The sequence below is a fragment of the Sphingomonas sp. MM-1 genome (assembly GCF_000347675.2).
Taxonomy (GTDB): domain Bacteria; phylum Pseudomonadota; class Alphaproteobacteria; order Sphingomonadales; family Sphingomonadaceae; genus Sphingomonas_E; species Sphingomonas_E fennica.
This window is the reverse complement of record NC_020561.1, coordinates 3,582,265-3,596,691: the sequence shown is the minus strand read 5'-3', so window position 1 is coordinate 3,596,691 and position 14,427 is coordinate 3,582,265. Positions and strand designations below refer to the sequence as shown.

At 66.6% G+C, this 14,427-nt stretch carries 14 protein-coding genes and 1 tRNA gene; 5 read left to right on the top strand and 10 right to left on the bottom strand.

The window, feature by feature from the left end:
- Nucleotides 1-128: 128 nt before the first annotated feature.
- The 3 genes from G432_RS17085 to G432_RS17075 all read right to left on the bottom strand — a co-directional run bounded on the left by G432_RS17085 (nucleotide 129) and on the right by G432_RS17075 (nucleotide 1,834).
- Nucleotides 129-674 (bottom strand): hemerythrin domain-containing protein, encoded by a 546-nt coding sequence (locus G432_RS17085; protein ID WP_015460073.1) that lies wholly within the window; start codon nucleotides 672-674, stop codon nucleotides 129-131.
- Between the two features lie 190 nt (nucleotides 675-864).
- Nucleotides 865-1,071, bottom strand: coding sequence for a hypothetical protein (locus G432_RS17080; protein ID WP_015460072.1), 207 nt, complete (start codon nucleotides 1,069-1,071; stop codon nucleotides 865-867).
- A 4-nt stretch (nucleotides 1,072-1,075) separates the two neighbouring features.
- Complete coding sequence (locus tag G432_RS17075) at nucleotides 1,076-1,834, bottom strand: Crp/Fnr family transcriptional regulator (protein ID WP_015460071.1); 759 nt, start codon at nucleotides 1,832-1,834, stop codon at nucleotides 1,076-1,078.
- Between the two features lie 309 nt (nucleotides 1,835-2,143).
- Between G432_RS17075 and G432_RS17070 the strand changes: the two genes are divergently transcribed.
- A complete protein-coding gene (locus G432_RS17070) occupies nucleotides 2,144-4,309 on the top strand; it encodes a catalase (RefSeq protein WP_051128855.1) in 2,166 nt (721 codons plus the stop codon).
- Nucleotides 4,310-4,322: 13 nt separating this feature from the next.
- Here the strand turns inward: G432_RS17070 and G432_RS17065 are convergent, their stop codons facing one another.
- From G432_RS17065 to G432_RS17055, 3 genes are all read right to left on the bottom strand, one after another.
- Nucleotides 4,323-5,228 (bottom strand): NAD(P)/FAD-dependent oxidoreductase, encoded by a 906-nt coding sequence (locus G432_RS17065; RefSeq protein WP_084673700.1) that lies wholly within the window; start codon nucleotides 5,226-5,228, stop codon nucleotides 4,323-4,325.
- Between the two features lie 68 nt (nucleotides 5,229-5,296).
- The gene (locus G432_RS17060) at nucleotides 5,297-5,824 is read right to left on the bottom strand and encodes a hemerythrin domain-containing protein (RefSeq protein ID WP_015460068.1); all 528 of its coding nucleotides are present in this window, start codon (nucleotides 5,822-5,824) and stop codon (nucleotides 5,297-5,299) included.
- 229 nt (nucleotides 5,825-6,053) lie between these two features.
- Nucleotides 6,054-6,926, bottom strand: coding sequence for a helix-turn-helix transcriptional regulator (locus G432_RS17055; RefSeq protein ID WP_015460067.1), 873 nt, complete (start codon nucleotides 6,924-6,926; stop codon nucleotides 6,054-6,056).
- A gap of 95 nt (nucleotides 6,927-7,021) precedes the next feature.
- Between G432_RS17055 and G432_RS17050 the strand changes: the two genes are divergently transcribed.
- A complete protein-coding gene (locus G432_RS17050; RefSeq protein ID WP_015460066.1) occupies nucleotides 7,022-7,930 on the top strand; it encodes an SDR family oxidoreductase in 909 nt (302 codons plus the stop codon).
- Nucleotides 7,931-8,123: 193 nt separating this feature from the next.
- Here the strand turns inward: G432_RS17050 and G432_RS17045 are convergent.
- Nucleotides 8,124-8,198 (bottom strand) — tRNA-Val (locus G432_RS17045).
- Nucleotides 8,199-8,271: 73 nt separating this feature from the next.
- On the bottom strand, nucleotides 8,272-8,646 hold the full coding sequence (gene cpdR, locus G432_RS17040) for a cell cycle two-component system response regulator CpdR (protein ID WP_015460065.1): 375 nt from the start codon (nucleotides 8,644-8,646) through the stop codon (nucleotides 8,272-8,274).
- A gap of 139 nt (nucleotides 8,647-8,785) precedes the next feature.
- On the opposite strand from cpdR, the gene G432_RS17035 reads away from it, so the two are divergent.
- Nucleotides 8,786-9,667 carry an N-formylglutamate amidohydrolase gene (locus G432_RS17035; RefSeq protein ID WP_015460064.1) on the top strand — a complete coding sequence of 294 codons (882 nt, stop codon included), beginning with the start codon at nucleotides 8,786-8,788 and terminating at the stop codon, nucleotides 9,665-9,667.
- Nucleotides 9,668-9,939: 272 nt separating this feature from the next.
- Here the strand turns inward: G432_RS17035 and G432_RS17030 are convergent, their stop codons facing one another.
- The gene (locus G432_RS17030) at nucleotides 9,940-10,716 is read right to left on the bottom strand and encodes a SapC family protein (protein WP_015460063.1); all 777 of its coding nucleotides are present in this window, start codon (nucleotides 10,714-10,716) and stop codon (nucleotides 9,940-9,942) included.
- Nucleotides 10,717-10,834: 118 nt separating this feature from the next.
- Nucleotides 10,835-12,283: an FAD-binding oxidoreductase gene (locus tag G432_RS17025; protein WP_015460062.1), complete on the bottom strand. Its 1,449-nt coding sequence runs from the start codon at nucleotides 12,281-12,283 to the stop codon at nucleotides 10,835-10,837.
- Nucleotides 12,284-12,388: 105 nt separating this feature from the next.
- On the opposite strand from G432_RS17025, the gene G432_RS17020 reads away from it, so the two are divergent.
- On the top strand, nucleotides 12,389-12,835 hold the full coding sequence (locus tag G432_RS17020) for a hypothetical protein (protein WP_015460061.1): 447 nt from the start codon (nucleotides 12,389-12,391) through the stop codon (nucleotides 12,833-12,835).
- Between the two features lie 111 nt (nucleotides 12,836-12,946).
- Nucleotides 12,947-14,374, top strand: a complete 1,428-nt coding sequence (locus G432_RS17015; RefSeq protein ID WP_015460060.1) for a DEAD/DEAH box helicase — start codon at nucleotides 12,947-12,949, stop codon at nucleotides 14,372-14,374.
- Nucleotides 14,375-14,427 lie beyond the last annotated feature (53 nt).

Below are 14,427 nucleotides of genomic sequence, written 5' to 3'. Positions count from 1 at the left end.
GCCGTCGGCCAGCGTCTGTTTCAGGCCGATAACGAAAGGACTGGCCGGGCATCCGATCCGGCCAGCCGCCCCACGGCGCCGGGACGCACCGGACCTGACAGGCCTTAGCCCCGTGCGGACCATGGCGATCAGGCCGGCATATCCGCGCCGACATATCGTTCATATTCTTCGGCATAGCGCCTGGTCAGCATGGCCTGATCCGCGGCCGAAGCCTTTTCCTTGAGGTCGAGGAACCAGTTGCCCTCCTCGGCATACATATGATGCGCGACAGCGCCCTCGATATGCTCGAGCTTGTCGATGAAATCCTGGCTCATGGGGTCCAGCTTCTCGAGAAGCGCCATCTGGACCTTCACCATCGCCTGCTCGTCATATCCCATGCTGGCATGGGTCTTCTCGCCATCTTCGGCGAGCGCGGGATAGATCACCGCCTCCTCCGCGATCGCATGGCCGGTCAGGAGGAGCCCGAGCTGGTTGAGCGCGGCGCTGCGGCCCCCGGCATCCGCGCTGGCCCTCACCTCGGCAAAGGCATCTTCAAGGTCCATGTGATGCTGCAGGATCTGGTCCAGCCAATCGCCCGGGGCGGCTGCGCTGGTCGCCTTCGTGCGCGCTTCCAGGCGGGCTTGCTCGGTCTCAGGCGGCGTAACGGCGGCAATGAGGCGGTCGAGGACGGACATCGGCATTCTCCTGATCGGGACAGCCAGCGGCTGGCACCATGCCCCGAACAACCGGCGCCGATGGTCGGCGTTCCGGCCGGCCGGGCGAAATCAACACCGATCAATACGATTCCCGCATCGCCAGCGCGCATGCCAGTGTCGGGGGCATGCGCCGCCGGCAGACGGCTCCGGGCGGAGGCATGGCCGCGCATCATTGCCCTTCCGATCTATCCTTGTCCGCCCTCTGCCGCTCCGCGATTTCCGCGGCCGAGATCAGGTTCTGGCCGGTCCGCGTCGCGGCATCCGGCGTCATCGTCACCGCCACGCCATCGGGTCCGTCGAGGACGACGAGCCCATCTTCGGCGCTGGCGATACCGGCTTTGGTCTGTGGCTGCGGAACGGCGGGCGGTGCGGGCATGAAGCTATGGCCTTGGATTTGAGGGCGGATTTGAGGGCGAGTGCTCGGGCGGGGCGTAGTCGATATAGAGATAGGCGGGATTGAACTGCCCGCGTTCGGCCAATCGTTCGGGATCGAGGATTTCGACGAGCGAGGATCGGAAAATGCAGAGCCGATCTTCGCGCAGATGTCGCATCACCCGGTTCACATGCACGTTGGTGAGGCCACATATCTCGGCGAGATCATTCTGCGTGAGGCCGAACGCGAAGCGGCGACCATCGCTGAGGCCGGCCGAGACGAGCCGCACATTGGTCTCGCACAGGAAATGCGCCACGCGCCCGATCGCATCGAGGCGGCCGAGGCGGAACAGCCAGGCGCGGTGGATGGCGGCATCGATGAGCGTCGCGAACCAGAGCTTGCGGGCTAGTCGGGGCATCTCGCGCGTGATGGCGTCGAGCGCCACGTGCGGCACGATCGCCACCGTCGCCGCGGTCATGGTCGCGACATCATGGTCGAGGATCTTGAGCGGATAGGCGTGCAGATCGACGAAATCGCCCGGAACATGCACCGCCACGAGCTGCCTCAGGCCGCGCCGGTCATCGATATAGCGCGACATGATGCCTTCCAGCAGCAGCGTGCTTTGGTGAAGGGATTCACCCGCGCGGGCGATCGTCTTGCGGGGTTCAACCGTCTGAACCTCGACAATGGCCGCCTCGAGCCTTTCGCGCTCATCAACCTCGAGGCTGACACCACGTTTATCTCTCAGGAAACGTTCGGTGAACACGGCAGACCATCCTCCGGGGTGGGCCAGGATGCATCGGCGGTCGCGCCGTGCTTCTCCCCAACGGGCGACGTGGCCGGGTGTTGCGCCGGCCCGGGCGCAATCATGATGACGCAGGTTAATTTAGCCCCGGCCCCGGCAACCGCCCGGCGTTGCCTGGGTTCTTAGGCCACATCCCGCCATTGGCGTCGCGGCCGCATGTCCGGAACCATCACGGCTGGCCGCCTCGTCCAGGCATCGAGCGAAGATGAGGATATCATCATGGCCAGGACACCGGCATCGGGCAAGTCACCCGCGAAATCCACCGGCGGCATGACGCCGCCAGAGCTGGCGGGGGTGGATGTCGGAGGCGAATCGCCGCAGAAGGCCTCGCCCCTGCCCGCCGATGCCGCGATCTCCTTTTCCTATGACGAGCCGCAGGGCGGCGGCGGCGAGACGCACCAGGCCGCCGACGGCGACGTGGCGACGCTCACCACCCAGCAGGGCATTCCGGTGGCGGACGACCAGAACAGCCTGAAGCAGGGCAAACGCGGCCCCACCCTGCTCGAGGATTCCCATTTCCGCGAAAAGATCTTCCATTTCGATCATGAGCGGATTCCCGAGCGCGTCGTGCATGCGCGCGGTTATGGCGCGCACGGCTTCTTCGAGCTGACCGACAGCCTGGCCGATGTCAGCCGAGCCGATATCTTCCAGCGCGTCGGCGAGCGCACGCCGGCGTTCGTGCGCTTCTCGACCGTCGCCGGCTCCAAGGGATCATTCGATCTCGCCCGCGACGTGCGCGGCTTCGCCGTCAAGCTCTATACGCAGGAAGGCAATTGGGACCTCGTCGGCAACAACATCCCTGTCTTCTTCATCCAGGATGCGATCAAGTTTCCCGACCTGATCCACTCGGCCAAGCCCGAGCCCGACCGCAACTTCCCGCAGGCGCAGACCGCGCATGACAATTTCTGGGACTTCGTCAGCCTGACGCCGGAAAGCTTCCACATGATCATGTGGACCATGTCGGACCGGGCGATTCCCCGTTCCTTCCGGACGATGGAGGGGTTCGGCGTCCACACATTCCGGCTGCTCGATGCCGATGGCCAGTCGACCTTCGTCAAGTTCCACTGGAAGCCCAGGCAGGGCCTGCAATCGGTCGTCTGGAACGAGGCGGTCAAGATCAACGGCGCCGATCCCGATTTCCATCGCCGTGATCTGTGGGACGCGATCAACGGCGGCGATTTCCCCGAATGGGAGCTGGGCGTGCAGCTGTTCGACGATGATTTCGCCGACGGCTTCGACTTCGATGTGCTCGACGCCACCAAGATCATCCCCGAGGAGCTGGTGCCGATCCGCATTGTCGGCCGGCTGGTGCTCGACCGCGTGGTCGACAATTTCTTCGCCGAGACGGAGCAGGTCGCCTTCTGCACGCAGAATGTGCCGCCCGGCATCGACTTCTCGAACGATCCCCTGCTTCAGGGGCGCAATTTCTCCTATCTCGATACGCAGATCAAAAGGCTGGGCGGCCCCAACTTCACCCATATCCCGATCAACGCGCCCAAATGCCCGATGGCCCATTTCCAGCAGGACGGGCACATGGCGATGCGCAATCCCACGGGCCGTGCGAACTATGAACCCAACAGTTGGGGCGCGGCTGATGGCGGACCGCGCGAGGACCCGGCCCGCGGCTTCACGAGCTTCGCCGAAACCGCCGACGGCCCCAAGCAGCGCATCCGTTCGGAGAGCTTCGCGGACCATTACAGCCAGGCGCGGCAATTTCTCGTCAGCCAGACGCCGATCGAACGGAAGCATATCGGCGATGCGCTGGTGTTCGAGCTTTCCAAAGTCGAACGGCCCGATATCCGCTCGCGTGTCGTGTCGCATCTGCTGAACATTGATGCGACGCTTGCGGCAACCGTTGCCGATGGCCTGGGGCTGGCGCTTCCCGATCCCGCCGCGGCGGCGCGCGAGCCGATCGCCGATCTGCCCGCTTCCGACAAGCTCAGCATCGTCAAGAACGGGCCGGCCAGCTTCAAGGGGCGCAAGCTCGGCATACTGCTGAGCGATGGCGCCGATGCGGCGATCTTCACGGCGCTGCTGAAGGCGGTCGAGAAGGAAGCGGCGGTTTATGAGGTGATCGCGCCCAAGATCGGCGGTGTGACACTGTCCGACGGCACGACCGTCTCCGCCAAGCACAAGATCGACGGCGGACCCTCCGTCCTGTTCGACGCGGTCGCGATCCTGGTCTCGGCGGACGGCGCCGCGCTGCTGTCGCGCGACGCCGCCGCCAGGGATTTCGTCACCGATGCGTTCGCGCACTGCAAATATATCGGGATCGGCGCCGAGGCCGAGGCGATCTTCGCCGCCGCCGGCATCGCCGAGGATCTCGACGAAGCCTGCCTGCCGCTGGGCGAGGCCGCAGACGCCGCCCCGTTCATCGAAGCCTGCCGCGCGCTGCGTTTCTGGCCACGGGAACTGGCGGTCGACCTCGACGCGTAGCCCGAGGTCTGATCTATCGGAGAAGCGGGGTCTGCCGGGCCAGATCGTTGCGGATCGTGGTCGCGGCGACACCGCCCTCGCCCATGGCGTGGCTGATCTGATCGAGGCCGAGCACGACATCGCCGGCGGCATATAGGCCCTCGACGCTGGTGCGCTGATGCGCATCGACCTTCAGGCATCCCTCTTCGGACAGGTCGGCGCCGACCTGTCCGGCAAGCTCCGAGCGGGCATCCGAGCCCAGCGCAGGGTAGAGGCTGTCAAATGCCCGTGGCCCGGCTTCCAGATCGACCAGGATCTCATTTCCGTCCAGCCGGATCGCGCGGCAAGGCCCGGCAATGCCGATTCCCGCTTCGCCTAGCAAAGCCCGCTGCTGTGCCGAGAGTTGGCGCGCCGCCTCAGGGGCGATCAGCGTGACATTGGCGGTGTAGCTGCGCAGGAACAAGGCTTCGTTGCACCCGCGCTCGCCCGTTCCCAGTACGGCGACGGCTCGGTCAGTCACCTCGTAGCCGTCGCATATCGGGCAATAGCGCAGCCGGCCGGCGGCCACCGCACGCGCGTGCGTGGAATCATCGATCATGGGCGGGCGGCGATTGACCACGCCGGTGGCAAGCAGCACCGTCCGCGCCCGGATCGTCGATTGATCCGTGCGGGCGAGGAAGTCTCCCTGCCGCCGCTCGAGCGCATCTATGTGGCCGTTGCGAAGCTCCACGCCAAAGAGGCCGGCTTGCGACCTCATCCGGGCCAGCAGATCGTGGCCCGTTATCCCTTCCGGAAACCCGGCATGATTGCGGGTCAGCGGGATGAGGCTCGCCCGGCTCTGCCCCGCGTCGATCACGATGACGGCGAGATGGAACCGAGCCAGATAGATCGCGGCAGTCAGCCCCGCCGGGCCGCCGCCGATAACGAGGCAATCGCAGATACCCTCCGCGGAAGCGATCGACGGGTCGACCGCTTCTGGCGGGTGGGGCGCCGGGGAGGTCCCGTCTATTACCGGGCCTGCGCCATGAGTTCGGCCTTGCGCTCGGCAAGCTGGACGCCCAGCGCCTTGAGGTCGAGATCGCTGTCGCGGCTCTCGGGGAACATCTCGCTCTCCTCCTCCTCGACATGATGCTCGATATATTCGCCCAGCACCGTCACCTTGGCGTCGAACAGCCGGTCGCCCGCCTTCATCGCCTGGATCTCCGCGATGAGCTGCTTGGCGCTGGCATGCTCGACCTCGGCCTCGTCGAGCAGATCGTCGTCGTCGATCGCCTCGCGCGCGGCGGGATAATAGATTTCTTCCTCGATCTGCGCGTGGACCGTCAGCGCCAGGCAAATCTTCTCCGCGAGCGCCTGCTTCGCGGCATCGTCCTCCAGCGTCTCATAGTCCTTGAAATAGCCCTTCACTTCCTTGTGGTCGTTCTTGAGCAGCCTGATCGCATCGACGGGCTTGCCTTCGGCACGCACATTCTTGCGGGCGACCTTCGAAGCCGGTCTGGTCTTGGGCGCGGGTTTCGCGGTCTGGGCGGTAGCCATGCAGTCTCTCCGAGATAAGGGAAGCGCCGAAATCCGGCATATTCCCCTCGATGAACCTTCCAGCCCTTGAAAAGACCCCGCCCGGCGCCGTGAATTAACCTGCGTCAGCGCGATTTCCGCCCTCGCGCACCGCTATCCGGGCGCGCCAACGACCAGTTGATCGCCCGCCCCGCAGATCAACACCACCGCCCAATCTATCGCGGTGTCATGGGCTATCCCGATTGCGGCCCTATGCCTGCTGCTGCGGCTCCGCGCGCGGCGTTGCGCAGGTGGCGGTCTCCGCCGAGGCGACCAGCGCCCGGATGGCCTCGGCGTCGGCCGGCGATGCGGGATTATAGACGACCATGCCCAGTTCCGGCCTGCCGTCGACCGAGAACGACGAGAATTCCAGCTCGATAAGGCCGGCTTGGGGATGGTGGATGCGCTTGAACCCCTCGCCATGGGCGACGACATCATTGTCCCGCCAGAACGCATCGAATTCGGGGCTGATGCGCACAAGCTCCTCGACAAGCCGGTTCGCTTCATCGCCCACGCCGGCACGGGCGACATCGGCGCGGAACGCACCGACCACCCAGCGCGCGACGCCTTGCCAATCGTCCTGAGCCGTGCGCGCCCGCGCCGTGCCGAACATCAGCCGCAGGATGTTGCGCTCCTCCCGGGGGATCTTCGCATAATCGGTGAACAGCGTGGCGGCCGCCCTGTTCCAGCCGACCACATCCCAGATCGCCGTCTTGATGATCGCGGGGCTCCCGAGCGTGTCGAGCAGACGCTGCAGGCGAGGCGAAACGCCTTCGACCGGCTTGTAGAGCACTTCCGGCGGCCGCCCGAGCCCGAGCATGTAGATATGCTCGCGCTCGGGCTCGGTCAGCATCATCGCCCTGGCGATGCGGTCGAGCACGTCGGCGGACGGAGCCCCGCCCCGCCCCTGCTCCAGCCAGGTATACCAGGTTGGGCTGATATTCGCGCGCTGGGCAAGCTCCTCGCGGCGCAGCCCCGGCGTCCGGCGGCGGCCGCCCGTATAGCCGAAGGCCGCGGGATCGAGCCGGGTGCGCCGGTTGCGAAGAAAGGTTCCGAGCTGGTTGGCGGATTGGGCGGGCACCATGCGATCCTGTTGGTCGTTATACCATGATAAGGTCACTACTTTAACAGGTTGATATCTAGCCCGAGATCAGTCCCCGGACAATTCGGAGATATTCCATGCGTGTTTTACTGACCGGCGCCACGGGCTTCATCGGATCGCATATCCTGCCCGAACTGATCGGCGCGGGCCACGAAGTGCTGGGCCTCACCCGCTCCGACGATGGCGCCCGCCGGCTGGAACAGGCGGGCGCTCAGCCCTATCGCGGCACGATCGACGATCCGCGCAGCCTGATGGCCGGCGCAGAGCAGGCCGATGCCGTGATTCACACGGCCTTCGATCACGATTTCTCCCGCTTCGTCGAGAATTGCGCCAAGGACGCCCGGCTGATCGAGGCCCTGGGCACGGTGCTTGCGGGGACCGGCAAGCCCTTCATCATCACCTCCGGCACCGGCATGGGCAGCAACGGTCCCGGCAAGCCCGCCACCGAAGACACTGTCGACTGGAACAATCCCAACCCGCGCATCGCATCGGAAAAAGCCGGCGCGGATGCGCTGGCCAAGGGCGCATCGGTCGCGGTGGTGCGCCTGCCGCAGGTGCACGACACCCTGAAACAGGGGCTGATCTCCCCGCTGATCGCCATAGCGCGCACCAGGGGCGTCTCAGCCTATATCGGCGATGGCGACAACCGCTGGCCCGCCGCGCACGTCACCGATGTCGCCCGGCTGTACCGGCTGGCGCTCGAAAAGCATGAGGCCGGCATTCGCTACCATGCCTCCGCGGAGGCGGGCGTCCCGGCGCGGGCGATCGCCGAAGCGATCGGGAACGGGCTGGGCTTGCCCGTCATCTCCCTCGCCCCCGAAAAGGCGACGGAGCATTTCGGCTGGATGGGATCGTTCATGAGCTACGACATGCCTTCGTCAAGCGAATGGACACGCCGGCGCCTCGACTGGCAGCCGGACGGGCCGAGCCTGATCGCCGATCTGGAGGCGATGGATTATGGAACCTCGCCTTCCTTCAGCAGGTAGCAACGCCGGGCTGAAATACGCAGCGCACGTCGGATCCACTGATAGCTAGGAGCGCTGCCTACGCGGAGATCCGAGAGGATCATCGAAGATCCAATTTCGCGTTCCGGGAGCGCTTCACCGAAAGCAGCGAAAGCCGCGATAAAATCCGCGCATAAAAAACCCCGGCAAGTCGTTGGACTGCCGGGGCTTTTCATGGTGGGCGTGGCAAGGATTGAACTTGCGACCCCTGCGATGTCAACACAGTGCTCTACCACTGAGCTACACGCCCGCCGTGAGGCGCTCCCCCTAGCGAAGGGCCGGGAGCTGCGCAAGCCGGTTTGCGAAAATTTTGCGCCTTATCCTCAGATTTCCGTCGCGCTGCCCACTTCGAACATGCGATCGACCTCCATCACGAGGTCGCGCAGGTGGAACGGCTTGGACAGGACCTTCGCGGTGGGCGGCGCGGCCCCGCCCTTGAGCGCCACCGCCGCGAAGCCGGTGATGAACATCACCCGCATCGCGGGCGCGATCACCGCCGCGCGCTGGGCAAGCTCGATCCCGTCCATTTCCGGCATCACGATATCGGTGAGCAGCAGATCGAACGTCTGGCTTTCCAGCAGCGGCAGCGCCGCCGTGCCGCGATCGACCGCAGTTACCTTGTAGCCGGAGCGATCGAGCGCGCGCGCAAGATATTCGCGCATCGAATCGTCGTCTTCGGCCAGCAGGATTCGAATCATCACGGTCCCCAAGGCGGCAGACCCGCCGCCCGCGCCTGTGGCTGCTTATGCGCCGGCCAGTTAAAATTTTCCAGTCCGCAACGGCCGGACCGACGCCCCGGATTGCGCGCAGGTGGCGGCCCGCTTAGGTTTGCACATCATGCGCCCGCCGATTTCATCCGTTGAGACAGCCGAAGGCTTCATCCGTCTCGGCTCCACTGCCCCGGCCTGCCCGGTGCTGATTTCGGTTCCTCATGCGGGGCGGGATTATCCGCCGGAGCTGCTGGAAATGTCGCGCGTGCCGCGGGCGAGGCTCGAGGCGCTGGAGGACAGATATGCCGACCTGCTCGTCGACGAGGCCGTCGCCGCAGGCGCAACCGCCTTCGTCGCGCGCCGCCCGCGCTGCTGGATCGACCTCAACCGCGACGAGCGGGAAATCGACCCCACCATGATCGATCCCCGGCCCCGTGCGCATGACGTGATCCTGAGCACCAAGGTCAGGGGCGGGCTGGGCCTGGTGCCCCGGCGGATGGCGGGCGTGAGCGAGATATGGGCGCGGCGGCTGGACGCGGAGGAGCTGGAGGCCCGCATCCTCAGGGATCATCGCCCCTGGCACGCGGCCATTGCCTCCACGCTGGAGGAAGCCCGTCGCCGCTTTGGCGTGGCGCTGCTGATCGATTGCCATTCCATGCCGCAGCTTCCGGCCCATGGCGGCGGCCAGCCCCCGCGGATCGTGCTGGGCGACCGCCACGGCCGCACCGCGCCGCCTTTCCTGATGGATCGCCTGACCCGCATCGCGGAGGAGCATGGTTTTCCTTGCGCGCGCAACAGCCCCTATGCCGGCGGCCATACGCTGGACCGCCAGGCCCATCCCGCCCGCGGCATCCATGCCATCCAGATCGAGGTGGACCGTTCCACCTATCTCGCGCCCGACCTGCGCGGCCCCGGCGAGGGCCTCCCCCGCATGCGCGCGCTGATCGCCGAAATGGTGGCCGCGATGGTGGAGGAGCTTTCCGCCCCCCTCGCCCGCGCCGCCGAATGACCTGCGGCACATAAAAAACCACCTCGTGCATTGCGGCACGAGGTGGCCAAGGTTCAGGGAGGAAGCGCGTCAAAAGACGCGCTCATGCGCGGTCGCGAAAGGGGGACACGCCCGCGCACTGATGGGAAGATATGCCTCGCCACCCCCGATTTCAATATCTGCAACCAAGTTTTTCGGCAGTGCGGCGTCCGGTGCAAACCGGACGCCGCTCATTCCCGCTCACCCGGCGGAAAAGCCCGGATCGAACCCGCCGATCCGGGATGGGATGACGATCAGACCTGCAGCTGCGGCTGCTGGGCCGGAACCTTGCCGGCCTGGAGCTGGCGCGCGAAAAGATCGCGGATCAGCGAAAGCGAGAAAAGGTGGGCATAGACCAGCGCCAGCAGGCCGGACTGGATCAGCTTGCGAGCCTGATCGCCGCGCAGTTCGCGCAGCTTGTCCTCCGCGATCATCTGGAACCCGCGATAGATGAAGGGCTGCGGCGCGCCTTCCGGCTGGATCGAGACTTCGCCGTCGATCAGCAGCTTCAGATCTACCAGTTCCTGCATGAAGGCGGCGGTGCGCTGGCCGGCCTGCTCGAACTGCTCACAGAAACCCAGGATGCCCTTGGTCGCATCCGAAGGCTGGCCGTCGGCGAACAGCGCCGCGCCCTCGCCGCCCTGGCCCACCGTGTCGGACGTGGGATCGAAGCAGAGCGAAAGCTCCTCGCTGTTCGGCTGCAGCTTGGCGAGCATGAACGGGTAACGGCGGACATAAGCGGGGATATAGGCATCGCCCGCCAGCTTGCCGTCTTCGCCGACGAACATGTTCACGCCTTCGTTCAGGCCCATCAGCGCGAGCGGAACCGGATTGGGACCGGACGAGAAGACGATCGGATAGTGGCGCTGGGCGAGGCCGAATTCCTCCACCGTCAGCGGCACCGCATGGACGCCGGCCAGGAACGGCACGCTATCCCGCTGGCGCAGGACATAATCGGCGTGGAGGCTGCTCGAAAGCGGCTGGAGCTGGTTGTAGAAAAGCGGCAGGCCGCTCGGCGGTGCGCTCGCCATGTAATGAGGTCTCCCGAACCTGTCTTTGCGGCCCGGGAAGGATTCCCGGACCTGTGAGCCGGTTCGTCTATGGCCCCTCGCGCCGGGAGGCAAGTTCCGCCTGGATCTTCGGCTGCTTTTACCTTGGCACCAACTTGCCCGGATTCATCAGCCAGCGGGGATCGAGCGCGGCCTTGATCGCCTGCTGCGCCGCCAGCCGGGCGGGATCGGCGAGGCGGGCATATTCGGCGAGCTTGGTCTGGCCGATGCCATGTTCGGCGGAGATCGATCCGCCGGCCGCGACGGTGAGGTCGTTGACCATCCGGCTGACGGCGGCGCCGGTTTCCGCGAGCCAGGCCATCCCCTCCGCCCCCGTGGCCGGGATGCCGGCCGGGGCGCGGACGTTGAAGTGGACGTTGCCGTCGCCAAGATGGCCGAAGGCGATGACGCGGGTGCCGGGGAAGGCCGCCTCCACCGCCACGCGCGCCGAAAGGATGAAGTCAGGCATCGCCGAAACGGGAACGGATATGTCGTGCTTCGCCGCCATGCCGTCCGCCCGCTCGGCATCCGAGATGGATTCGCGCAGCCGCCACAAGGCCTCGGCCTGCGCCTCGCTGGCCGCGATCGTGGCATCCCCCACCCCGCCATCGGCCATGGCCTGGCCCAGCACCTGGCCCAGGGCATCGGCGGGATCGGCGGCCCCCTGCGGCGCGGTCGCCTCGATCAGGGCATGCCAGCGATGGGCGCCGCCAAGCGGGGCCCGGCTGCCGGGGATGTGGCGGATCACAAGGTCCAGCGCGTCATCGGGCACCAGCTCGAAACTTTCGACCGCTTCCCCCGTCGCCGCTTCCAGCCGCCGCAGCAGCGCCAGCGCGGCCTGCGGCGAATCCAGCCCGGCCCAGGCCACGGCCCGTCGGCCGATCGCGGGCACGAGCCTGAGGCTGGCGGCCGTCACGATCCCCAGCGTGCCTTCCGCCCCGGTGAGAAGCTGGCGCAAATCATAGCCGCGATTATCCTTGCGGAGCGCGGAAAGCCCGTCGAAGCGCGATCCATCGGGCAGGACCGCCTCGATCCCCAGCACCAGCGACCGCATCGGCCCGAAGCGGAGCACCTGCGTGCCGCCGGCATTGGTGGAGACGAGGCCGCCGATCGTGGCCGATCCCTTGGCCGCGAGCGACAAGGGGAAGCGCAGGCCGTGAACGGCGGCGGCATCGTGGAGATCGGCGAGCACCACGCCCGCCTCCACCACCGCCACGCCATCGGCCGCCGAGATCGAACGGATCGCCCGCATGCGCCGGGTGGACAGGATGAGCGCCGATCCATTGGCCGGCGGCGTGGCGCCCGCCACCATCGACGTATTGCCCCCCTGCGGCACCAGCGGCACGCCGGCGGCCGCGCACATCGCCACGATATCGGCGGTTTCCGTGGTGTCGGCGGGCGACAGCAGCGCCACCGCGCTTCCCCGCACGCGGCCGCGCCAATCGATCGTCCAGGGATCGATATCGGCGGGATCGGCGGTGAAGCCGCGCGGCCCCAGCCGGTTCGCCAGGCATTCCAGGAATGCGGGGTCGGGTGGAGACGAAACCATCGTCGAACGCTATAGCGGCGGCTTCGCCCAACGGAAACGACATCCAATTAAGCTCTTGTTCAACCGCGACGGGGAATCGATGCCAGCCATTATGCGGGCGAATTCATGATCGGGGCGGAATTGCTGTCCGCGCTGCTGCTGTCGAGCGGTGCGGCGCCCCCACCCGAATCCGCCGCCGTGACGGCGCGATTCGCCCAGCTTACGATTCGGGAAAGCGTGATCATCCGCGTGCCTACCCGCGGCCGCCAGGCCATCGCCCCGATCGAATGGAAGGAAGGCAAGGGCCCGAAATGCCTGCCCATGTCGGAAGTGGCGGGCGCCACCGCGGTGGAGGAGGACAGCGTCGACATCATCCTGCGCGGCGGCGGCCGCGTGCGGGCGGAGTTCGAGGACGAATGCCCCGCGCTCGATTATTATAACGGCTTCTACATCCGCCCCACCGAGGATCGGCGCATCTGCGCGGGGCGGGACAGCATCCACGCCCGATCCGGCGGCGAATGCCAGATTCGCCGTTTCCGCACCCTCACGCCGGTCGAAGGCAAGAAGAAGTAGCTCTTCGAGCGGCCGAATCGCCCGTTCCGCTTGACAAATCGCGCCCTTCCGCCCAAGCGCCCCGGAAGGAGCGGCGTCGTTCTCGCACACCGCCACATTTCCAGGTCGCTTATGACTTTCGCCGATCTCGGCCTTTCTGACGAACTCCTGCGCGCCGTGGCCGAAGCCGGCTATGACGAGCCGACTCCCATCCAGGCCCAGGCGATCCCGCCCGTGCTGATGATGAAGGACCTCATCGGCATCGCCCAGACGGGCACCGGCAAGACGGCCAGCTTCGTGCTGCCGATGATCGACATCCTCGCCCATGGCCGCAGCCGGGCGCGGATGCCGCGATCGCTGATCCTGGAGCCGACGCGCGAGCTGGCCGCCCAGGTGGCCGAGAATTTCGAGAAGTACGGCAAGTATCACAAGCTCTCCATGGCGCTGCTGATCGGCGGCGTGAACATGGGCGATCAGGTGGCGGCGCTGGAAAAGGGCGTGGACGTGCTGATCGCGACGCCCGGCCGGCTGATGGACCTGTTCCAGCGCGGCAAGATCTTGCTGACCGGATGCAGCCTGCTGGTGATCGACGAGGCGGACCGGATGCTCGACATGGGGTTCATCCCCGATATCGAGGAAATCTGCACCAAGCTGCCGGCCCAGCGGCAGACCCTGCTATTCTCCGCGACGATGCCGGCGCCGATCAAGAAGCTGGCCGATCGCTTCCTCAACAATCCGAAGCGGATCGAGGTGGCCCGCGTCGGCACCGCCAACGCATCGATCGAGCAGAAGCTCGTCGAATGCCAGCCCCGCGCCAAGCGCGAGGTGCTGCGCAACCTGCTGAGCGCCGACGACGTGCGCACCGCGATCATCTTCTGCAACCGCAAGACGACCGTGCGCGAGCTGACCACCAGCCTGCAGCGCCACGGCTTCCACGCCAGCCAGATCCACGGCGACATGGACCAGAGCGAGCGGCTGCGCGAGCTGGACCGGTTCAAGAATGGCGAGATCAACATCCTCGTCGCGTCGGACGTCGCCGCGCGCGGGCTCGACATCAAGGGCGTGAGCCACGTCTTCAATTTCGACGTGCCCTGGCACCCCGATGATTATGTCCACCGCATCGGCCGCACCGGCCGTGCCGGCGCCACCGGCAAGGCCTTCACCCTCGTCACGCCCGACGATGCCGAGGCGGTCGAGAATATCGAGAAGCTGGCCCAGCAGAAGATCCCGAGGATCGGCGAGGCGAAACCCGCCAGGGCGCCCGCTGCCGCTGCCGAGGAAAAGCCCGCCCGCCGCGCCCGTGGCGCCAAGGCGAAGCCCGCCGAGGCCGAAGCGAAGCGGGCCGATACCGAACCGAAGCGCGCCGATGCCGAACCGAAGCGCGCCAAGGCCGAGGATCAGCCCCGGCGCGAGGAAAAGCCCCGCCGCGAGGAACGTCCGGCCAGGGCGGCTGCCGCTGCCCCGCGTCACGAACGCCGCCCGGCGGATGACGGCCCCGGCGAAGGCTGGAACGGGCCGATCCCGAGCTTCCTCGATTTCGGTTTCGGCACGCGATCCTGATCCGCGCGTTTCGCGTTCCCCAAAAAAGCCGGGCCTGCCGTCCGCCTCCTGAA